The 18,947-nt window shown below is 69.2% G+C and carries 20 protein-coding genes; 8 read left to right on the plus strand and 12 right to left on the minus strand.

The annotated features are described in order from the left end of the window. Positions 1-18 precede the first annotated feature (18 nt). The 3 genes from cif to ACM0M4_RS11310 all read right to left on the minus strand — a co-directional run bounded on the left by cif (position 19) and on the right by ACM0M4_RS11310 (position 3,353). Positions 19-978: a CFTR inhibitory factor Cif gene (cif, locus tag ACM0M4_RS11300; RefSeq protein ID WP_033998526.1), complete on the minus strand. Its 960-nt coding sequence runs from the start codon at positions 976-978 to the stop codon at positions 19-21. A gap of 21 nt (positions 979-999) precedes the next feature. Beyond that, positions 1,000-2,178 (minus strand): MFS transporter, encoded by a 1,179-nt coding sequence (locus ACM0M4_RS11305; RefSeq protein WP_003114005.1) that lies wholly within the window; start codon positions 2,176-2,178, stop codon positions 1,000-1,002. A gap of 65 nt (positions 2,179-2,243) precedes the next feature. Next, the gene (locus ACM0M4_RS11310; RefSeq protein WP_003101455.1) at positions 2,244-3,353 is read right to left on the minus strand and encodes an alkene reductase; all 1,110 of its coding nucleotides are present in this window, start codon (positions 3,351-3,353) and stop codon (positions 2,244-2,246) included. A gap of 125 nt (positions 3,354-3,478) precedes the next feature. On the opposite strand from ACM0M4_RS11310, the gene ACM0M4_RS11315 reads away from it, so the two are divergent. Next, positions 3,479-4,069 (plus strand): TetR/AcrR family transcriptional regulator, encoded by a 591-nt coding sequence (locus tag ACM0M4_RS11315; protein ID WP_003119828.1) that lies wholly within the window; start codon positions 3,479-3,481, stop codon positions 4,067-4,069. Positions 4,070-4,079: 10 nt separating this feature from the next. Here ACM0M4_RS11315 and ACM0M4_RS11320 read toward each other — a convergent pair whose 3' ends face one another. After that, positions 4,080-5,006 carry a LysR family transcriptional regulator gene (locus ACM0M4_RS11320; RefSeq protein WP_003122498.1) on the minus strand — a complete coding sequence of 309 codons (927 nt, stop codon included), beginning with the start codon at positions 5,004-5,006 and terminating at the stop codon, positions 4,080-4,082. 65 nt (positions 5,007-5,071) lie between these two features. Here ACM0M4_RS11320 and ACM0M4_RS11325 point away from each other — a divergent pair, with 65 nt between their 5' ends. Further along, the gene (locus ACM0M4_RS11325; protein WP_003114008.1) at positions 5,072-5,686 is read left to right on the plus strand and encodes a LysE family transporter; all 615 of its coding nucleotides are present in this window, start codon (positions 5,072-5,074) and stop codon (positions 5,684-5,686) included. Between the two features lie 122 nt (positions 5,687-5,808). Continuing rightward, entirely contained in the window at positions 5,809-7,317 is a 1,509-nt protein-coding gene (locus ACM0M4_RS11330; RefSeq protein WP_033999387.1) for a PA2928 family protein, read from the plus strand. A 55-nt stretch (positions 7,318-7,372) separates the two neighbouring features. On the opposite strand, the gene ACM0M4_RS11335 is transcribed toward ACM0M4_RS11330, so the two are convergent. Beyond that, positions 7,373-8,704: an esterase/lipase family protein gene (locus ACM0M4_RS11335; protein WP_221345536.1), complete on the minus strand. Its 1,332-nt coding sequence runs from the start codon at positions 8,702-8,704 to the stop codon at positions 7,373-7,375. Between the two features lie 129 nt (positions 8,705-8,833). On the opposite strand from ACM0M4_RS11335, the gene ACM0M4_RS11340 reads away from it, so the two are divergent. Further along, a complete protein-coding gene (locus ACM0M4_RS11340; protein ID WP_003091037.1) occupies positions 8,834-9,016 on the plus strand; it encodes a hypothetical protein in 183 nt (60 codons plus the stop codon). Between the two features lie 9 nt (positions 9,017-9,025). On the opposite strand, the gene ACM0M4_RS11345 is transcribed toward ACM0M4_RS11340, so the two are convergent. From ACM0M4_RS11345 to ACM0M4_RS11365, 5 genes are read right to left on the minus strand one after another with little or no spacing between them, the layout of a single operon-like run. Then, positions 9,026-9,793 carry an ABC transporter ATP-binding protein gene (locus ACM0M4_RS11345; protein WP_003091036.1) on the minus strand — a complete coding sequence of 256 codons (768 nt, stop codon included), beginning with the start codon at positions 9,791-9,793 and terminating at the stop codon, positions 9,026-9,028. Between the two features lie 20 nt (positions 9,794-9,813). Continuing rightward, positions 9,814-10,527, minus strand: coding sequence for an ABC transporter permease (locus ACM0M4_RS11350; protein ID WP_003091035.1), 714 nt, complete (start codon positions 10,525-10,527; stop codon positions 9,814-9,816). Continuing rightward, positions 10,524-11,213 carry an ABC transporter permease gene (locus ACM0M4_RS11355; protein ID WP_003091034.1) on the minus strand — a complete coding sequence of 230 codons (690 nt, stop codon included), beginning with the start codon at positions 11,211-11,213 and terminating at the stop codon, positions 10,524-10,526. The genes ACM0M4_RS11350 and ACM0M4_RS11355 overlap by 4 nt, the downstream gene beginning before the upstream one ends. Positions 11,214-11,268: 55 nt before the next feature. Then, positions 11,269-12,054, minus strand: a complete 786-nt coding sequence (locus tag ACM0M4_RS11360; protein ID WP_003101442.1) for an ABC transporter substrate-binding protein — start codon at positions 12,052-12,054, stop codon at positions 11,269-11,271. Positions 12,055-12,113: 59 nt separating this feature from the next. After that, positions 12,114-13,283 carry a M20 aminoacylase family protein gene (locus ACM0M4_RS11365; RefSeq protein ID WP_003101441.1) on the minus strand — a complete coding sequence of 390 codons (1,170 nt, stop codon included), beginning with the start codon at positions 13,281-13,283 and terminating at the stop codon, positions 12,114-12,116. Between the two features lie 100 nt (positions 13,284-13,383). Between ACM0M4_RS11365 and ACM0M4_RS11370 the strand changes: the two genes are divergently transcribed. Then, entirely contained in the window at positions 13,384-14,373 is a 990-nt protein-coding gene (locus ACM0M4_RS11370; protein WP_003119833.1) for a LysR family transcriptional regulator, read from the plus strand. Positions 14,374-14,457: 84 nt separating this feature from the next. Further along, complete coding sequence (locus ACM0M4_RS11375) at positions 14,458-16,095, plus strand: methyl-accepting chemotaxis protein (protein WP_031756501.1); 1,638 nt, start codon at positions 14,458-14,460, stop codon at positions 16,093-16,095. A gap of 11 nt (positions 16,096-16,106) precedes the next feature. Here the strand turns inward: ACM0M4_RS11375 and ACM0M4_RS11380 are convergent, their stop codons facing one another. Continuing rightward, positions 16,107-16,364 carry a hypothetical protein gene (locus ACM0M4_RS11380; RefSeq protein WP_003101434.1) on the minus strand — a complete coding sequence of 86 codons (258 nt, stop codon included), beginning with the start codon at positions 16,362-16,364 and terminating at the stop codon, positions 16,107-16,109. A 50-nt stretch (positions 16,365-16,414) separates the two neighbouring features. Next, positions 16,415-17,188, minus strand: a complete 774-nt coding sequence (locus ACM0M4_RS11385; protein ID WP_003101432.1) for an SDR family oxidoreductase — start codon at positions 17,186-17,188, stop codon at positions 16,415-16,417. A gap of 210 nt (positions 17,189-17,398) precedes the next feature. Between ACM0M4_RS11385 and ACM0M4_RS11390 the strand changes: the two genes are divergently transcribed. Next, complete coding sequence (locus ACM0M4_RS11390) at positions 17,399-18,235, plus strand: AraC family transcriptional regulator (protein ID WP_003091026.1); 837 nt, start codon at positions 17,399-17,401, stop codon at positions 18,233-18,235. Between the two features lie 50 nt (positions 18,236-18,285). Then, complete coding sequence (locus ACM0M4_RS11395) at positions 18,286-18,879, plus strand: LysE family translocator (RefSeq protein WP_003114018.1); 594 nt, start codon at positions 18,286-18,288, stop codon at positions 18,877-18,879. Positions 18,880-18,947: the final 68 nt, after the last annotated feature.

The following is an 18,947-nucleotide window of genomic DNA, read 5'->3' on the forward strand; positions in this document are numbered from 1 at the left end:
CGCCCGGACCGGGACGACTCAGCGACCGCGGCTGAGGAAGTCGATCACCAGGCGATTCATCGGCGCGGCGCACTCTTCCGGCAGCCAGTGGCCGCAGCCGGGCAGGACATGGCCTTCGACGTCCTCCGCATAGGCTTTCATCTGCTCCAGCTGGAACGTGCCCATGCCGCCGTGGCCGCCGCCGGCGAGGGTCATGGTTGGCATCTGCAGGCGGGTCTTCGCCAGTTCGGCGTTCTGCCGCACGCTCTCGTTCAACGCGCGGTAGTACTCGAACGAGGCGTTCAGGCTGTGCGGCTTGGCGTACGACCTGGCGTACAGATCCAGCAGGCGCTCGCTGAACACCTCGGTGTTGCTGGCATGGGACTTGATGAAGTGCTCGAGGAAGAAGCGTTCCTTGCCGGCGATTAGGGTTTCCGCCAGGTGGTCGTCGGCGGCGAAGAAACTGAAGTGCCAGACCAGCGACTCGCCCTGGGCGGTGAAGGCCGGGAAGCGGTAGATCCGCGCGTCCGGGATCGGCGCTTCCATGTACACCAGGCGGGCGATGTCGGCCTGGTTCTTCACCACCATCGGGTAGGTGTTCCAGATACCGATGTCGTGGGCCACCAGGTCGAACGGGCGATCCGGGCTGAATTGCCGGGCCAGCTTGTGCAGGTAGACGGCGACCTGTTCGCCGCTATAGCCGGTCTTCGGCGGCTCGGACTGGCCGAGGCCGGGCAGGTCCGGCGCGATCACGGTGAAGCGCTTGGCCAGTTCCGGCATCAGTTGGTGCCATTCGTACCAGGTCTGGCCGAAACCGTGTACCAGCATCACCAGCGGCCCCTGGCCGCCTTTCACGTAGTGCAGCTTCACGCCGTCGACTTCCCGGTAGGCGCTTTCGAAGCCATTCGGGACGGGGAATTCCTCGGCGGCGAAGCCGCCCAGGGAGAAGGTCAGGGCGATGCCGGCCAGGAGGCCGCGGCAGAGTCTATCGAGGATCATGGTTGTGCTTCCTTGGTGGGCTCAGTGAGGGATTTGGCCGCCGAGGGACGGCTCGGTGGCAGCTTGGCGTGGCGCCAGCATCAGCAGCAGGGCCACGGCCATCGCCGCCAGGCAGACCAGCGCGCCGACCTCGCCGAGCGGCGCCAGGCCGCTGCCGTCGATCACCCGGCTGCCGGCGAGGGCGCCGATGCCGATCCCGGCGTTGCAGGCGGAGATGTTCAGCGAGGCGGCGAACGCCGGGGCCCGCGGCGCGGACTTCATCACCCGCACCTGGCCGACGATGAACAGTGCTGCCTGGGCCACGCCCCAGGTCGCCAGGGTGGCGGCGAGCAGCCAGGCGTTGCCGAGGGTCGGCACCAGGGCGAGCATGCCCAGCGCCATCAGCAGGACGAACAGCAGGGTTGCGCCCAGCGGGCTGCGATCCACCAGGCGCCCGCCGAGCCAGTTGCCGAGCAGGCCTACCGCGCCGAAGCCCATCAGCGTCCAGCCGACCAGCGAACCGCTGAAGCCGGCCAGGCGCTGGAGGATGTCGGCCAGGTAGGTGTAGGGGGTGAACATGCCGGTGAAGACCAGCAGCGACAGCAACAGGTGGCCGAGCACCAGCGGTTGGCGCAACACGCTCGCCTGGCTGCGCAGCGAGATGCCCGGCCGTCCGGGAATGCGCGGCAGCCAGGCGGCCAGCAGCAGCGCCTTGGCCAGGGCCAGCGCGGCGAGTGCGGCGAATGCCAGGCGCCAACCCCAGGCGTCGGCGATCAGCGTGCCGATGGGAATGCCAAGTACGGTGGCGGCGACGATGCCGAAGAACACCAGCGCCACGGCGCGCCCTTCGCGCGAGGGGCCGGCCAGGTGCGCGGCGGTTTCGCTGGCCATGGCCCAGAACACCGGGAGCGCCAGGGCCGGGACGAAGCGCGCCACGGCCATCGTCCAGATATCGCCGGCCACGGCGGCCAGCGCATTGGCCGCGGCGAACAGCAGCAGGCAGGCGACGAACAGCCGCTTGCGTTCGACGCCCGCCAGCGCGGCGGTGAGGAACGGACCGAAGGCGGCGACGCTGAAGGCGAACAGGCTGACCAGCAGGCCGGCCTGGGCGACGCTGACCTGGAGGTCTGCGGCAAGCGCCGGGAGCAGGCCGACGATGACGAACTCGGTGGTCAGGATGGTGAAGCCGGCGGCGGCCAGCAGGAGGATCGGCAATAGCACGGCAAGACTCCTCCGCGAGCGCAGCCGTGGCCGCGCCCGGGAACGATGCATGGGAGGGAAGGGAATCAGGCCGTAGCGGACTGGCCGAGGGTCGGGTAATCGGTGTAGCCGGCAGCGTCGCCACCGTAGAACCGCGCCTGGTTGGCCTCGGCCAGCGGCGCGCCGAGACGGATCCGCTCGACCAGGTCGGGGTTGGCGATGAACGGCCGGCCGATCGCCACCGCGTCGGCCAGTCCGGCCTGGAGTATCGCTTCGGCACGCTCGGCGTCGTAGTTGCCGCAGACGATCAGCGGCGCGCGGAAGCGTTCGCGCAGGCGCTCGCGGAAGCCTTGCGGGTAGGCCGGGCCGCCGCTCCATTCCCACTCGGCCAGGTGCAGGTAGGCGATGCCGCGTCGCTGCAGGGCTTCGGCGAGGTAAAGGGTCATCGCTTCCGGCTCGTCGTCGTGCATGTCGTTGATCGTGCCCCAGGGCGACAGGCGCAGGCCGACGCGCTCGGCACCGACCGCGGCGACCAGCGCGTCGACGATCTCCAGCAGGAACCGCGCGCGGTTCTCCAGGCTACCGCCATAGGCATCGCTGCGCCGGTTGCTGGCGCTGGCGAGGAACTGGTCGATCAGGTAGCCATTGGCGCCATGCAGCTCGACCAGGTCGAAGCCGGCGTCGAGCGCGTTGCGTGCGGCGCGGACGAATTCGTCGCGGACCCGGCGGATGTCTTCCAGGGTCATTTCCCGCGGCGCGTCGGCGGGCGCCATGGACCCGCCGCCCTGGCCATCGGCGATGAACACCTGGGCCTTGGCCTGGATCGGCGAGGGCGCGATCGGCGCCTCGCCGCCGGCCTGCAGCGAGCGATGCGACATGCGCCCGACATGCCAGAGCTGCGCGGCGATCAGTCCGCCGGCGGCGTGCACCGCCTCGGTGACCTGGCGCCAGCCGGCCAGTTGCGCCTCGCTGTAGATACCGGGGGTGTAGGCGTAGCCCTGGCCGAGGCGGGAAATCTGCGTGCCCTCGCTGACGATCAGCCCGGCGCCGGCGCGCTGCGCATAGTAGAGAGCGTTCAGGGCGGTCGGCACGTCGCCCGGCTGTTGCGCCCGGGAGCGGGTCATCGGCGCCATGACGATGCGGTTGCGCAAGGCCAGGTTGCCTACGGCGAGCGGGGAGAGGAGCAGGTTGGACATGGTCTTTTCCTTTCGAAGGCGGCAGGGAGATGGCTTGAATATCTGTATCGGTCGCTAAATAATATGGCGATGGCAACGCTCGTCAAGTAAATTTATAGTGATCGATATAAATAATGGAGGTCAGGATGGCAACGCGAGGCAGGCCACGGGCATTCGACAGGGACACCGCCCTGCAGCGAGCCATGGACGTGTTCTGGGTGCGTGGCTACGAAGGCGCTTCGCTGGCGGCCCTGACCGAGGCGATGGAAATCAGGCCGCCCAGCCTGTACGCCGCCTTCGGCAGCAAGGAAGGGCTGTTCCGCGAAGCCCTGGCCCACTATCTCGGCCAGCACGGCCGCTATCGCCGGGATGTCCTCGATGGCGCGCCGAGCGCCCGCGAGGGCGTGGCCGAGCTGCTCCGCGAGACCGTCGCGCGCTTCTGTTCCGACGAGTTCCCGCGCGGTTGCCTGGTGGTGCTCGCGGCGCTGACCGGAACCCCGGAAAGCGAGGCGGTGCGGGACGCGTTGAGCGCCGAGCGCGGCGAGTCGATCCGCCTGTTCCGTGAGCGCATGCGGCGCGGCATCGCTGACGGCGACCTGGCGGCGGACACCGACGTGGAGGAGTTGGCGACCTTCTATGCCACCGTGCTGTTCGGCCTCAGCGTGCAGGCCAAGGACCGGGTGCCTTGCGAGCGCCTGCTGGCGGTGGTCGAACGGGCGCTGCGCGCCTGGCCCTGAGCGGGCCGCATCAGGCCGCCGCGCTGCGGCGCAGCCATTCCAGCAGCAGCGTGGCAGGCTCTCCGGCCTGCAACGGTCGCGGGGTCAGCAGGTGATAGCTGCTGCCGTCGGCGAGGAATCCCAGTGGCGCCGCCAGCAGGCCGGCGGCCAGATCGTCGCGCACCAGTTGCCAGGGACCGATGGCCACGCCGAGTCCGGCGCCGGCCGCCTGCAGGCTCAGGTAGAAGTGCTCGAAGCGCTGCCCTTCGGTCGTCGCCGGCGCCTGTCCGGCGAGACGGGTCCAGGTGTTCCAGGCTTGCGGGCGGGTCGCCGTGTGCAGGCGCGGTGCGACGGCGCGAAGCCCGGGCGGGCCTGCATCGAGGTGGAAATGCCGTTCGACGTCGCTCGCCCGGCAGACCGGCCCGACCTGCTCGTCGAACAGCCAGTGGGCATGGCTGCCGGGCGGCCAGGGGAAGTCGTTGCGGCGGATCGCCAGGTCGATGCCGCGGCCGAAGGCGAACGGCCCGCCGCCGGCGACCAGTTGGATCGACAGTCGTGGCTGTTCCTGCATGAATCCGGCGATCCGCGGGATCAGCCAGCGCATCAGCAAGGTCGGTTCGCAGGACAGCACCAGCGCGGTGGGGCCGGCCTCCGCGCGCAGGGTCTCGCCGGTGCGCTCGATCAGGTCGAGGGCCGGGCCGGTGCCGGCGAGCAGGCGCCTGCCGGCCTCGCTGAGGAAAACCCGCTGGCCGCGGCGTTCGAAGAGCGCACAACCGAGTTCCTCCTCCAGGGTCCGCACGGCGCGGCTGATGGCACCGTGGGTCAGGCACAGGGCCTCGGCGGCACGGGAAAAGTTCTCCAGGCGGGCGGCGGCCTCGAAGCAGCGCAGGGCGTTCAGCGAGGGCAGGCGACGGCGCCTGAATGGTGAGTTTTCCTCACCATGATTGTCAGTATTCATCGTTCTCGCTCGGCGCTGGAGACCGGTAGATTGTGTCGTCCATTCTACCTTGGAGCCTTCCAGGCATGACAGAGTTGCTAGCTTTCCTGACCATCACTGTGCTTGCGGTGATCAGCCCCGGCGCCGATTTCGCCATGGTCTCGCGCAACAGCCTGCTGTATTCCCGCCGCGCCGGCCTGCTCACCGCGCTGGGCATCGGCGCGGGGGTAACGGTACATGTCGGCTACAGCATCCTCGGCGTCGGCGTGCTGGTGCGCGAGTCGCTGGCGCTGTTCACCGCGCTGAAGCTGGCGGGCGCCGCCTACCTGGTGTTCCTCGGCCTGCGCATGCTGCTGGCGCGAGAGGACTCGGTGGCGGAGGAGGCGGCGGGCGGCGCCGGGGTTTCGTCCTGGGCGATGTTGCGCAGCGGCTTCCTGACCAATGCGCTCAATCCGAAGACCTGCCTGTTCGTGGTCAGCCTGTTCATGCAGGTGATCGATCCGCATACCGCGTTGCCGGCGCAACTGGGCTACGGGGCCTTCATCGCGCTCGCCCACGTGGCCTGGTTCGGCCTGGTCGCCTGCTTTCTCTCGAGCCCGGCGGTGCGCGGCCGGCTCCTGCGTTTCCGCCGGCGCATCGACCAGTTCTTCGGCGCCCTGCTGGTTGGTTTCGGCGTCCTGCTGGGGGCGAAAAGCCCATGAGCATGGACCACTGATGGCCGCTTGCCGCCTTTGAAGCGAGGCCGGCGGCTCCCTAGAATGCGCCGTTCATGCCGTCGCTAGTTGAGGGACGGTCCCAGGATCGCGGGACGCATGGGAGTTGCATGAAGAAGGGAGCGACGCTTTTCGCCGTCCTCTGGGCGGTACTCGGCCTGGGCCTGCTGGTCGGTTTGCCGGTGGCCATCCATTTCATTCTCGGCCAGTACGACGAGGCCGGGTTCAGCGGGCCGCAACTGGTCTTCGAGGAACAGGGCCATTCCTACCTGGCGTTCACCCTCGACGACTATCGCGCCAACGAAGTGGACAACGGCGTGGTACACGGCAGCAGCCGCAGCTATGCCCAGGTGGTCGACCTGGAGGACGGCAGCCTGCGCTGGAGCATGCGCCTGGATGCCGACAACGAGCGCGGCGACGACTGGGGTTCCGGCGAACTGCTGGGCCAGTCGTCGCGCTACCTGTTCTTCCTGCGCAACGAACTCTACGTACTCGACCGGCGCGACGCCGCCCCTGCGCTGGCGTTCGACGAGCTGGAGCGGCGCACTGGCGGCCTGCCGTTGAAGTCGGCGCCCTGGGGGAAGGACGCCTATCGCTACGACGAAGGCCGGGGCGGATTGCTGATGCTCGCGCTGGACGGCCGCGTCTGGTTCCTCGACGGCGACAGCCTGGCCCTGCGCGAAGCTCCGGAAGTCGATGCCGCGCGGTATTTCCAGGGCGACCCGCCGCCGCCGGCGAATGCCGGGATCGACTGGCAGGCGCCGGGCCTGACGCGCCTGCCCGACGGACGCCTGCTGATCCTCGCCAGCGATCACGAGGCCCGAGCGCTGGAGCGTGGCGAGGCGCTGCCGGCAGCGAACCAACGGGCGCGACGCCAGCGCCTGTCACTGGGCACCCTGGATTGGCGGTCGCCGGCGGAGAATCGACTGCGTCCGCTGCTCGACGCGGCCTTCCTGCAGGCTGGCCTGCTGCCCGATCCAGCCGCTGCCGAAGAGCCGCAGCGGCTGCTCGAGCGACCGTCCGAGCGGCAGCGCCAGCGTCCGTCGCTGCCGCCCGAGCCGCAGCCGCCGGAAGAGTTCGACGAGCGCGTGGAGCGTTTTCCCAGTACCCGTGCGTTCCTTGCGGCGCGTGACGCCTACCGCCAGGAACGGCGACGCTGGATCGCCGCGCACGATGCCTGGCGGGAACGGGTCGCCGACCTGGAGGCGGCGGCGGATGCCGAGTACCGTCGCCGGCGCGACGAGCAGACGCGCGAGGAGGCGTTGTACCGTCGCTATGCCTCGGCGCTGCCGGGCGGCGATTCCAGGTTGGCGCGCCGTCCCTGGCGAGTCGACGGCAACTGGCTGGTGCTGCACCGGCGCAGCCTGGCCGAGCGTAGCGAGCTGCTGCTCAGCTCGGTGTCTGGCGACGGCAGCTTGCTCTGGACCCTGGAGCTGCCCATCGAGCGTCCCGAGCGGCTGTTCCGCCTGGATGCCCACAACCTGCTTCTCAGCGGCCGTGGAGAGGAAGGCGGGCGGTTGGTGCGGGTCGATCTGCGCCGGGGCAGCGGCATCGTCCATCGCCTCGGGCGCGGCGGCGCGCCATTGCAGCGGGTCGAGTGGCCCGAAGGCCAACCGTGATCGCCTGCGCCCGGCCTGGGTGTCTGCCCAGCGGGGCGGGGGGCCGGGCGCCGATTCAGGGGTTCCTGAAGACGAATACGCCGCTGTCCACCAGGCGCGTCAGGCGGATGCGCAGCAGCAGGGTGCGGTGGGCTGCGAGGAAGCGCGGCACCTGCGCCAGCGGAATTGCCAGGCCTTCGCTGTCGCCGGGGCCCACCGCGGTATAGCCGACCGGCTGGCGCGGCGGATCGAACGGCGGCTGGGCCGACACGCTGAGCGACAGGGTGTCCACGGCGAAGCCGGCGAGCAGGTCGTCGAGGGACTCGATCGACAGGTACAGCGAGCGGTAGGCGGGGTTGTCCTCGTAGGGATGGACGTCTGCGATGACCTGCTCGTAGAAGCGCTGTTCGAAACGCCGGTCGCTGTTCAGCTTGCGGAAGAACTGGATGAAGTAGTCGCGCACCTCCTGGTCGAGGTCGTCGCAGACGTGGCTGACCAGGTTCAGGTAGCGCGGCGAGCGGCGCTCGATGCCGGGGTCGAGCTGATCGATGCGGCGCTGCCAGGGGAAGCTTGCGCCGCTGCTCCGGTAATCGGCGTCCTCGACCTCCAGCGCGGCGCGGATCAGCTCCAGGGTATGCGGGTTCTTCGGTCCGCGGTCCTTCAGCGCCACGCTGGCGTGGTTCTCGCCGTCGACGATGGCGAAGGCGATCTCGCCGCGCGATTCTTCCAGGCGCCAGCCGGGCCTGGCGCGCTGGCGGACATCCAGTTCGAGGCTCAGGCGGCAGGCGTTGAGGTTCGCCGTGGCGATCCGCACCGTGCCGTCGCCGCCGGCTTCGTTGGCGATGGCTTCGACGCCGCTGTAGCCGGCATTGCCCACCAGCACCGTGGCGAGCAGGCGGCCGGCGCCGTACCAGGCCTCGGCGCCGAACAGGTCGCGCTCGGCGAGTTGCCAGGAGTACGGCGAGCCCAGCTCCAGTCCCTTCAGCACCTTGGTGCCGGTCTGCCCGACGAAGCGGTTCCAGCCTTTCAGTACGCGACCGATGAAGGAGCGTCCCTTGTGCGCCAGCGGCGAGCCGAAGTTGGCCGGGGCGAGCATCAGGAAGCGCTTGACCGGCGCGCTGGCGGGGTCGAAGTGGCGGGTCAGCCAGTCGCGCAGCACCAGGGCGCCGGTGCTGTGCACCACCACGTCAACCGTGCGCGGTGCCCGCGACAGTCCCTGGGCGGTCCAGGCGCGATCCAGGGCGGCGGCGAGGTCGGCGTAGGTGACGTCGTCCTGCAGGGAGATCCAGTCGGCGAGGCGGATCTGCGTCGGCGCGCTGCCGAACCAGGCTTCCAGCTGCTCGGCGAGGCGGCGGAACGACTTCGAATCGTCGCTCCAGCCGTGGACGATGACGATCGAACGGGGCATGTCCGGCATCCTCTGGGGCTGATCCGGGCGACTATAGATCATGCGCCGCTGCGACGTGCCCTGACCTGTGAAAACGTCTAGGATGCGGCGGTCGCCCCCGACTGCCGCCGGCGCGGCATCGCCAGCGCGTTGCTGCGGCAGGCGCGGGACGACTGTCGCGGCGACCGCCTGTTCACTTCCTGCAACCGCTCCAACCTGCCGATGCGGCGCCTGCTGGAGCGCGAGGGATTCCAGCCGAGCGGGGTGATCGACAACCTCGACGAAGGCGATCCGGAGCTGGTCTTCGTGCGTTTCCTCGCGCCGTCGCGCTGAGTCCCGGGCTCATTTCAGGTTGCCGGCGAGGAACTGGCGCAGGCGCTCGCTGCGCGGCGCGCCGAACACCTGGTCCGGCGTCCCTTGCTCTTCGATCACGCCCTGGTGGAGGAAGATCACATGGCTGGAAACCTGGCGGGCGAAGGCCATCTCGTGGGTGACCAGGACCATGGTGCGACCTTCCTCGGCCAACTGCTGCATGACTTTCAGCACTTCGCCGACCAGTTCCGGATCGAGCGCCGAGGTCGGTTCGTCGAACAGCATCACCTGCGGCTCCATGGCCAGGGCGCGGGCGATCGCCACGCGCTGTTGCTGGCCGCCGGAGAGTTCGCAGGGATACTGCCGTTCGACCTTCTCCGCCAGGCCGACCTTGGCCAGGTAGTGGCGCGCGCGGGCCACGGCGTCGTCGCGGTTCATTCTCAGGACGTTGACCGGGCACTCGACCACGTTCTCCAGCACCGTCAGGTGGCTCCACAGGTTGAAATGCTGGAAGACCATCGCCAGCCGGCTGCGGATCCTCTGCAACTGCCGGGGATCGGCGGCGCGCAGCTCGCCCAGGGCGCCGGGACGGGTGCGCAGTTCCTCGTCGCCGACGCGGATGCGCCCGGCACAGGGCTTTTCCAGGAAGTTGACGCAGCGCAGGAAGGTGCTCTTGCCCGAGCCGGAGGAGCCGATGATGCTGATCACGTCTCCCTTGCCGGCCCTGAGCGAAACGCCCCTGAGCACCTCATGGCTGCCGTAGCGCTTGTGGATGTCTTCGACCTGCAGGCTGTACATGCGCGTGTCTCCGGGAGAGGTCAGTGGGTTTGCGGTCTGAGGTAGGCCAGCCAGCGCAGCTCGCCGCGGCGGAACAGCCAGATCAGCAGGAAGGCGGTGCCGGCGTAGAGCGCGCCGGCGATGCCGAAGGACAGGAACGGCGCATAGGTGGCGGAATTGACGTCGCGGGCCACCTTGAGCAGGTCCGGCACGGTGGCGGTGAACGCCACCGAGGTGGAGTGCAGCATCAGGATCACTTCGTTGCTGAAGTACGGCAGTGCCCGGCGCAGCGCCGAGGGCAGGACGATGCGCCGGTAGAGGGTGAAGCCGCCCATGCCGTAGGCGCGCGCCGCTTCCACTTCGCCGTGGGGCGTGTTCCTGATCGCGCCGGCGAAGATTTCCGTCATGTAGGCGCAGGTGTTGAGGACGAAGGCCAGCACCGTGCAGTTGAAGCCGTCGCGGAAGAACGCGTTGAGAAAGTCCTGGGCGCGTATGGCATTCAGGCTGTAGACGCCGGTGTAGAAGAACAGCAACTGGATGTACAGCGGGGTGCCGCGGAACACGTAGGTGTAGAGCCAGACCGGGTAGCGCAGCAGCGGGTTGCCGCAGGTCCGCGCCACTGCCAGCGGGATGGCCAGCAGGAAGCCAAGCGCCACGGCGAGGATCAGCAGCCACAGGGTCATCGCCAGTCCGGTCAGTTGCAGGCCGTCGGTCCACAGGTAGGCCTGCCAGTATTCGTCGAGTACCGCGTTCATGGCAGCGGCCTCCTGACGCCCAGCGAGCTGCGCCGCTCCAGCCACAGCAGCGCGGCGTTGGAGATTGCGGTGATGGCCAGGTAGATCAGCCCGCAGACCAGGGTGAAGTGGAAGAACTGCAGGGTGCCTTTGCCGGCGTCCTGGGTGGCCTTGACCAGGTCGCCGAGGCCGATGATCGAGACCAGCGCGGTGGACTTGACCAGCACCTGCCAGTTGTTGCCGATGCCCGGCAGGGCGTAGCGCAGCATCTGCGGCAGGAGTACCCGGCGGAACACTCGCCAGCGCCCCATGCCGTAGGCTTGCGCGGCTTCGACCTGGCCGGCCGGGACCGCCTGGAAGGCGCCGCGGAAGGTTTCCGTGAAGTAGGCGCCATAGATGAACGCCAGGGTGACGCAGCCGGCGGCGAACGGGTCGATGTCGACCTGGCCGATGCCGAGGGCGTCGGTGACGCGGTTGAGGAGGATCTGCAGGCTGAAGAACAGCAACAGCATGATGACCAGGTCGGGGACGCTGCGGATCAGCGTCGTATAGCCGCTGGCCAGGGCGCGCAGCGGGCGGTTGGCGGCGAGCTTGGCGCTGGCGCCGAGGAGGCCGATGAGCACGGCGCCGAGCAGGGAGCCCAGCGCCAGTTTCAGGGTCACCAGGGTGCCGGCGAGTATCTGCGGGCCGAAGCCGTCGAGGAACATTTCACTCTCCATTGCTTGTTGTTGTCGGTCGAGGTGAAAAGCGGCCGGACGCCGTTCAGGGCGTGCCGTAGAGGTCGAAATCGAAGTAGCGGGCGTTGATTCGCGCGTAGGTTCCGTTGGCGCGGATCGTCGCCAGCGCCTTGTTCAGGTCCTCGCGCAGCGCCACGTCCTCCTTGCGCAGGCCGATGCCGTCGCCGACCCCGAAGTAGCGAGGGTCGTCCAGCACCGCTCCGGCCAGTTCGAAATCCTTGCCGACCGGCTTGTCGAGGAAGCCGTAGCTGGCCTGCACCGCGCCTTGCAGCGAGGCGTCGAGGCGGCCCATGACGAGGTCGGCGTAGACCTGTTCCTGGTTCTGGTAGGAGACGACCCGCACCCCCTTGGCGGCCCATTCGGCCTTGGCGTAGGCCTCCTGGTTGGAGCCCTGGCCGACCCCCACGCGCTTGCCGCGCAGGCTCTCGGCGTCGGGCAGGAGCGCCGAGCCACGGCGTACCACCAGGCGGCTCGGCGCGTTGGAGACGCGGTCGGTGAAGGCGATGTGCTGTGCGCGTTTCGGCGTGATGGTCATCGACGAGACGATGGCGTCGATCTTGCGCGACAGCAGCGCCGGGATGATGCCGTCCCAGTTGCTTTCGACCCATTCGCAGCGGGCTCGCAGCTCCGCGCAGAGGGCTTCGCCGATCTCGATGCCGAAGCCTGCCAGGCGGCCGTCCGGCTGCTTGTATTCGAGCGGCGGGTAGGTCGGGTCGACGCCCAGGCGCAGGACCTTGCCTGTCCAGTCGGCGGCGCCGGCCGGTGCGGCGAGGAGGAGGGAGAGGGCGATGCTGCCGAGGGTTCTTGTCATTGTGGTTGTCCTCTGTCGATCCGCGCGCGCCAGGCCGCGCGCCCGTTGAAAACCCTGGCTCAGGCCAGGAAGCGCTCGGCCAGTCGCACCCAGTAGCTGGCGCCGACGGCCAGGCAGTCGTCGTTGAAGTCGTAGCCGGGGTTGTGCAACTGGCAGCCGCTCTCGCCCTGGCCATTGCCGATCACCAGGTAACTGCCGGGACAGCGTTCGAGGATGAAGGCGAAATCCTCGCTGGCGGTGAACGGCCGCAGTCCGTCGATCAGGCATTCCTCGCCCAGCCAGTCGCGGGCCACCTCGCGGGCGAACGCGGTCTGCCCGGGATGGTTGACCAGCACCGGATGGCAATGCCGGTAGTCGACCTCCGCCCGCGCGCCGAAGCTGGCGGCCTGGCCGCGGGCCAGTTCGCCGATGCGGCGCTCCAGCAGGGCACGGGTTTCCGCGGTCAGGGCCCGGACGCTGAGGATCATTTCGGCGCTGGCCGGGATCACGTTGGAGACCGTCCCGGCATGGATCGCGCCGACGCTGACGATCGCGGTGTCCTGCGGGTCGACGTTGCGCGAGACGATGCTCTGCAAGGCCAGCACGATGGCGGAGCAGACCACCACCGGGTCGACGGTGCGCTGCGGCACCGCGCCGTGGCCGCCGCTGCCGATCACGCGGATGACCACGGTATCGGCCGAGGCCATGAAGGGGCCGGGATGGAAGCCGAGGTGGCCGACGGGGTATCCCGGGACGTTGTGCATGGCGAAGATGGCGTCGCAGGGGAAGCGCTCCAGCAGCCCGTCGTCGAGCATCGCGCGGGCACCGCCGAGGCCCTCTTCGGCAGGCTGGAAGATCAGTTGCAGGGTGCCGCGCCAGCGCGGCGACTCGACCAGGTGCCTGGCCGCGGCGAGGAGCATCGCGGTGTGGCCGTCGTGGCCGCAGGCGTGCATCACGCCGTCCACCTGGCTGGCGTAGGGCAGGCCGGTGGCTTCCTGGATCGGTAGCGCGTCCATGTCGGCGCGCAGGCCCAGCGCTGGGCCCTCGCCGCGGCACAGGGTGCCGACCACGCCGGTGCGACCCACTCCACGGCTGACCTGGTAGCCCCAGGCCTCCAGGCATTCGGCGACCAGCGCGGCGGTTCGCCGTTCCTCGAAACCCAACTCCGGGTGGGCATGGATATGGCGGCGCAAGGTAACCATCTCTTCCCGCAGCGCCGCGATGGCGGGCAGGACGGCAGGCTCGGTCATTCTTCTTGTTCTCCTCAAGGGCTCCGACCGGTGGGCGGCGGGGCGTTGTCGAAGCCGATGGTAGGCAAGCGGGGGACTGGCGGGGAGGCTCGCTTTGGCTATGATGACAACCTTTCGTTGTCACCTCGGTAAGCCCGTGAAACTCCACCAGTTGCAAGCCCTGGTCGCCAGTGCCGACGCCGGCGGCATCCGCGCCGCCGCCCGCGTCCTGGGGATTTCCCAGGCGGCCGTGACCCGCGCGCTGCGCGAACTGGAAACCGAACAGCATCTGCCGCTGTTCGTCCGCACGCCCAGCGGCCTGACCTTCACCGAATACGGCAAGGCGCTGCTGATCCACGCCCGGCTGGTGCTCAAGCAACTGGAGCACGCGCAGGTCGAACTCGACCACCTGCGTGGCCAGGCCAGCGGCCGGCTGTGCATCGGGGTGACGCCTTGGGTGGCGCTGACCTTCCTCTCGGAGGCGGTGCAGGCGTTCCGCGAGCGCATGCCGGAGGTGCGCCTGGAGCTTTTCGAAAGCCTGATGGCGGTGGCCCAGCCATTGCTTCGCGACGGCAGCATGGATTTCGCCATCGGCCCGCTGCACGGCGCCCAGGCGGCCCAGGAGTTCGCCTGCGAGAAGCTGCTCGACTACGACACCGCGGTGCTGGTCCGCCAGGGGCATCCGCTGGCGGGTTGCGGCTCGATCCACGAGCTGCTGGAACAGGACTGGGCGTTGAACTACACCGGCGACGGCCACGACGCCCTGATGCGCGAGTTGTTCTGGCGCCACGGCGCCTTGATCGACGAGCGGCGCATCGTCCGCGCGCACTCCGTGGCGATCCTGCAGACCCTGGTGGAGCAGGCCGACATGTGCACCTGGGTGCCGGCGATCATAGGCGCCGCCCCGCCGTTGCTCGGCCGGGTGGTGCCGCTGGCGCTGCGGGAAACCTTCGAGCCACGACGGCTGGGCATCATCACCCGGCGCGGCGGAGCCCTCAGCAATCCGGCGCAATGCTTCGTCGAGTGCCTGCTGCAGGTGATCCGCCGCCACGCCCGCTCGGCGAAGAAGGATGACCGGCGCCTGTTCGAAACCCTGCGCCTGCTAGTCTGATTCCTACTGGCACGGACGTACGGTCGCTCAAGATCGGTCGTGCTGCGACCGATAGCCTGGAAAGCCACGAGCGAGGATGCCGGCATGCTGCAATGGTTCGCTAACCTGTCGTTCCGCAGGAAAATCGCCCTGCCCATCCTCCTGCTGGCGGTGCTTCTGCTGCTGGTGGGCGCGCTCGGCGTGCATGGCATCGCCCAGCTGAACGAGTCCAACCAGCGCCTGGGCAAGCGTTTTCTCCCCGGCATCGCCCTGCTACTCAACGCCGACCGCGATCTCTACCAGGCCTTCGTCGCCGAGCGCAGCCTGCTCGAGGGCCACCTGAGCGCCGAGCAGATCGCCGGCCTGAGGAACGATCACGCGGAAAACCTGCAGCAGGCCCTGGATCGGGTGCGCCAGTACGCGGCGATGCAGCCGGGCGAGGCGGAACTGGCCAAGGTCGCCGAGTTCGAGCGCGGCTATGCCCTCTGGAGCGCGACCTCGGCGCGGGTGCTGAGCCTGGCGGCCAGCGGTCCGAGCGCCGCGGCGCAGCTCAGCTACGGTGACAGCGATCGCCAGTTCGGGGCGATGCGCGAGGTGATCAACCAGCTCGACGAGATGGAAGAGGCGGCCGCGGCCGCCGACGGCGAGGCGTCCTCCGCGCTGGGCGAGCGCCACCGCTGGCAGCAGGTGGCGCTGGTGGCGTTCGGCCTGCTGGTGTGCCTGTCGCTGGTGCTGGTGTTCCCCGGCCTGGTGACCCGTCCGTTGCAGCGTCTGCTGCAACGCCTGGAAGAGATCGCCAACGGCGATGGCGACCTGCGCGTGCGCCTGGAGGTCACTTCGCGCGACGAACCCGGCCGCCTCGGCAGCGCCTTCAACGCCTTCCTCGACAAGTTGCAGCCGCTGATCCGCGAGGTCGGCCGGGTCACCGGCGAGGTCGCCGATTCAGCCGGTTCGCTGGCCGGCATGACCGCCGCCAACGATCGTCTGATCAACAGCGAGCACGCATCGGTGGACCAGGTCAGCACCGCCGCGACGCAGATGAGCAGCGCCGTCCACGAGGTGGCGCGCAATGCCCAGAGCGCCGCGCAGGTGGCCGATGACGCCCGCCGGCAGGCGCGCGAGGGCGCCAACGTGGTGGAAGCGACCATCGAGGTGATCCGCCAGTTGGCGCAGGAAGTGGAGAGCAGTTCCGAGAGCATCCAGCAACTGGCCCAGGAAACCGCCAGCATCGACGCGGTGCTGACGGTGATCAAGGGCATCGCCGAACAGACCAACCTGCTCGCCCTCAACGCCGCCATCGAAGCCGCGCGGGCCGGCGAGCAGGGGCGCGGTTTCGCCGTGGTGGCCGACGAGGTGCGGGCGCTGGCGGCGCGCACCCAGGATTCGACCAAGGACATCCAGGCGCGCATCGAGCGCCTCCAGGCCGGGGTGCAGAACGCCGTGCGGGCCATGCAGTCGGGCAGCCTCAAGGCGCGCGACAGCGTCGAGCGCGCCGCCGGGGTCGACGGCGTGCTGGCCGCCACCGGCGACGCGGTGGGGCGGATCAACGACCTCGCCGCGCAGATCGCCTCGGCCTGCGAGGAGCAGAGCCGGGTAATCGACGAAATCGCCCGCAACATCAGCGAGGTGCGCGAGCTTTCCGCCCAGGCGGCGGAACATTCGGAGCAGGGTACCGGGGCCAGCCGCCGGCTGTCCGAGCTGTCCTCGGAACTGGCGCGGCTGGTCGGCCGTTTCCGCGTCTGAAGCGCCGCCGCCTAGCGCGGCGCCAGCCAGATCGCCACGCCGGCCAGTGCCGCCGGGACCAGGAAGACCAGCAGCAGGATCGGCAGTTCTTCGCGCAAGCCGTAGCCAGCGTGCTGGACGCCGACCCACAGGTTGACCAGCGCGACGGCCAGCCAGGTCGGCAGGAACAGGCCGGCAGCGAGCGCCGGCCCGGCATCCCAGAGTTTGCCGAAGAGCAGGAACAGGCCGAGCAGGACGATGCCGCCGGCGATTACCAGGGTCACGTGCATGAAGGGTTTCCGCAGGCAGGCAGCGACCGCCGTGGCGGCCGCTGCGTGGCTCACTTGGTGGAGAAGCCGCCGTTGATGAGGATGGTCTGGCCGGTGATCCACCAGCCTTCGCTGACCAGGTGGCGGATGAACGGCACCACGTCGTCGATGTCGGTCAGGCCGGTTTTGGAGAACGGCGACAAGGCCGCGGCGTTCTTCAGGTAGTCCACCGCATCGGCACCTTCGGCGGGGTAGAAGAAGGGCGTGTCCATGGGGCCCGGGCCGACCGCGGTGACCGAGATGCCGCGCGCGCCGAACTCCTTGGAAGCGGCACGGGTGAAGTGCTCCACCGGCGCCTTGGTGCCGGCATAGGCGGCGTAGTACGGGGTATAGGCGCCAAGCAGGGAGGTCACCAGGGTGCAGATCTTGCCGTTGTCGTTGACGTGCTTGCCGGCTTCGCGCAGGAAGAAGAACGCAGATTTGGAATTGACCGCGCTCATCTCGTCGTATTCGGTCTCGCTGATCTCGGTGATGGGTTTCTTCAGCACCTTGCCGACGGTGTTGATGGCGATGTCCGGCTTGCCCACCGCGGCGATGGCGTCGGCGAACAGCTTTTCCATGGCCGCGGCGCTGGTGAGATCGCCCTGCAGCGCTACCGCCTTGGCTCCGGCTGCCTGCAGCGCGGCGACGGTGGCGTCGGCATCGGCCTTGCTCGCGGCGCTGTTGTAGTGGATGGCGATCGCCTTCGCGCCGTGGGCGGCGAGATCACGGGCGATCAGCCCGCCCAGGTTCTTGGCGCCGCCGGTGATGAGGACGGTCTTGCCTTTGATGGAGTGGTCGACCATGGGGTGTTTCTCCTGCGGTGAGTGGAGAACCCAGTCTAGGGAGGGCGGCCTTGCGGAGTAATCGCGGCGGCCTGGATAGATTGTCCAGAAACGCCGATCAATTCCCGCCTCCGGAGGAGCGCAGCCGCCTGCACGAATCTTCTAGAACCCCGGGACGGGCGCGTTATAGTCGCGGCGACGAAACCAACGAGTGGGAAGACCTGACGCACGATGGGGAGCCGAGACTGGATCGACCTGGCCCGCGACGCCGAGACCGGGATCGAGACCCTGCGCGCCCATTTCGAGGGCCACGCCTACGATCCGCACTGGCACGACAGCTACCTGATCGGCTACACCGAGATCGGCGTGCAGCAATTCAACTGCCGCCGACGCCGACACGACAGCACCGCCGGCCAGGTATTCCTGGTCGAACCGGGGGAGATCCACGACGGTCGCGCGCCGATCGCCGGCGGCTTCACCTACTCGATGCTGTACCTGCAGCCGGACTGGCTGCGGCGCGAACTGCGGGCGACCTTCGACGATGCGCCCAGCGACCGCGACCCCGGCTTCCACGCCAACCTCACCGAAGACCCGCGCCTGACCCTGGCCATCGCCCAGGCCTTCCGCGTCCTGCATGGCCGCGAGCTGCGACTGCTGCGGCAGACCGCCCTGGAGCTGGTGCTGGAGCGGCTGCGCGTGCACCTCGGCTGGCGCGAGGCGAAGCCATTCGATCCGCGCCTGCCGCTGGTGGCGCAGAAAGCCCGCGACTACCTGCATGCGCACTTCTACCAGGACATCGGCCTGGACGAGCTGGCCAGCGCCTGCGGCACCGACCGCTTCCGCCTGAACCGTGCATTCAAGGCCGCCTACGGCTTGCCACCCTACGCCTACCTGGTCCAGTTGCGCCTGGCCAAGGCGCGGCAGATGCTCGCTGTCGGCGGGCAACCGGCGGACCTCGCCAGCGCTCTCGGTTTCGCCGACCAGAGCCATCTCGGCCGCTGGTTCCGGCGCGCCTACGGGATGACCCCGGCGGCCTACCGCCGGCAGTGCACCCAGCTTCCAGACTGAGGCCCGGCGCGTCGCCAGGATGAAGGCTCCCCCGCCACAGGAGCCCGTCCATGCAATCCCTCGTGCCCTTCCTGCTGTTCGCCGTCGTCGCCTCGATCACCCCCGGACCGACCAACATCCTGGTCCTGAGCAACAGCCAGCGCCACGGCCTGGCCGCCGCCTGGCCGATCGTGCTCGGCGCCTGCGCGGCGGTGGCGGCGCTGATCCTGCTGCTCGGGCTCGGCCTGGGCGAGTTGCTGCGACGCCATCCGCTGCTCCAGCAGGGGCTCGCCTGGCTCGGCGTCGGCTGGCTCAGCTACCTGGCCTGGAGCCTGTTCCGCAGCGCGGGCGGCATCGACGGCGCGGAGCCGCCGCGGCGCCTCGGCGTGCTCGGCGGCGCGGCGTTGCAACTGGTCAATCCCAAGGCCTGGATGATGGCCCTCGCCGCGCTGGCACTGTTCGCCGGGGAAGGCGCCGGACAGGCCGGGCGGATCGGCCTGCTGGCATTGCTGTTCTTCCTGGTTTCGCTGCCGTGCCTGGCCAGTTGGGCCTTGCTCGGCGTCGGCAGCGCGCGGCTGCTGCGCTCGCCGTCGCTGATGAAACGCTTCAACCAGGGCATGGCGCTGTTGTTGCTGGCATCGGCCTGGGCCGCCCTGCTGCTCTGAGGCGGTCCGGTAGCTTCCTGACAAACCTGTGGGTTGGTACGCCGGGCCCGGGTTGGCTATGGTGGGAC

This window comes from Pseudomonas sp. 18-147, from assembly GCF_051048045.1.
Classification (GTDB): domain Bacteria; phylum Pseudomonadota; class Gammaproteobacteria; order Pseudomonadales; family Pseudomonadaceae; genus Pseudomonas; species Pseudomonas aeruginosa.

Bases quoted from the DNA above. Each gene is read 5' to 3' on its own strand.
- cif (WP_033998526.1), bottom strand. From the start codon at position 978: ATGATCCTCGATAGACTCTGCCGCGGCCTCCTGGCCGGCATCGCCCTG.
- ACM0M4_RS11310 (WP_003101455.1), bottom strand. From the start codon at position 3,353: ATGTCCAACCTGCTCCTCTCCCCGCTCGCCGTAGGCAACCTGGCCTTG.
- ACM0M4_RS11315 (WP_003119828.1), top strand. From the start codon at position 3,479: ATGGCAACGCGAGGCAGGCCACGGGCATTCGACAGGGACACCGCCCTG.
- ACM0M4_RS11320 (WP_003122498.1), bottom strand. From the start codon at position 5,006: ATGAATACTGACAATCATGGTGAGGAAAACTCACCATTCAGGCGCCGT.
- ACM0M4_RS11325 (WP_003114008.1), top strand. From the start codon at position 5,072: ATGACAGAGTTGCTAGCTTTCCTGACCATCACTGTGCTTGCGGTGATC.
- ACM0M4_RS11330 (WP_033999387.1), top strand. From the start codon at position 5,809: ATGAAGAAGGGAGCGACGCTTTTCGCCGTCCTCTGGGCGGTACTCGGC.
- ACM0M4_RS11335 (WP_221345536.1), bottom strand. From the start codon at position 8,704: ATGCCCCGTTCGATCGTCATCGTCCACGGCTGGAGCGACGATTCGAAG.
- ACM0M4_RS11345 (WP_003091036.1), bottom strand. From the start codon at position 9,793: ATGTACAGCCTGCAGGTCGAAGACATCCACAAGCGCTACGGCAGCCAT.
- ACM0M4_RS11350 (WP_003091035.1), bottom strand. From the start codon at position 10,527: ATGAACGCGGTACTCGACGAATACTGGCAGGCCTACCTGTGGACCGAC.
- ACM0M4_RS11355 (WP_003091034.1), bottom strand. From the start codon at position 11,213: ATGTTCCTCGACGGCTTCGGCCCGCAGATACTCGCCGGCACCCTGGTG.
- ACM0M4_RS11360 (WP_003101442.1), bottom strand. From the start codon at position 12,054: ATGACAAGAACCCTCGGCAGCATCGCCCTCTCCCTCCTCCTCGCCGCA.
- ACM0M4_RS11365 (WP_003101441.1), bottom strand. From the start codon at position 13,283: ATGACCGAGCCTGCCGTCCTGCCCGCCATCGCGGCGCTGCGGGAAGAG.
- ACM0M4_RS11370 (WP_003119833.1), top strand. From the start codon at position 13,384: ATGATGACAACCTTTCGTTGTCACCTCGGTAAGCCCGTGAAACTCCAC.
- ACM0M4_RS11375 (WP_031756501.1), top strand. From the start codon at position 14,458: ATGCTGCAATGGTTCGCTAACCTGTCGTTCCGCAGGAAAATCGCCCTG.
- ACM0M4_RS11380 (WP_003101434.1), bottom strand. From the start codon at position 16,364: ATGCACGTGACCCTGGTAATCGCCGGCGGCATCGTCCTGCTCGGCCTG.
- ACM0M4_RS11385 (WP_003101432.1), bottom strand. From the start codon at position 17,188: ATGGTCGACCACTCCATCAAAGGCAAGACCGTCCTCATCACCGGCGGC.
- ACM0M4_RS11390 (WP_003091026.1), top strand. From the start codon at position 17,399: ATGGGGAGCCGAGACTGGATCGACCTGGCCCGCGACGCCGAGACCGGG.
- ACM0M4_RS11395 (WP_003114018.1), top strand. From the start codon at position 18,286: ATGCAATCCCTCGTGCCCTTCCTGCTGTTCGCCGTCGTCGCCTCGATC.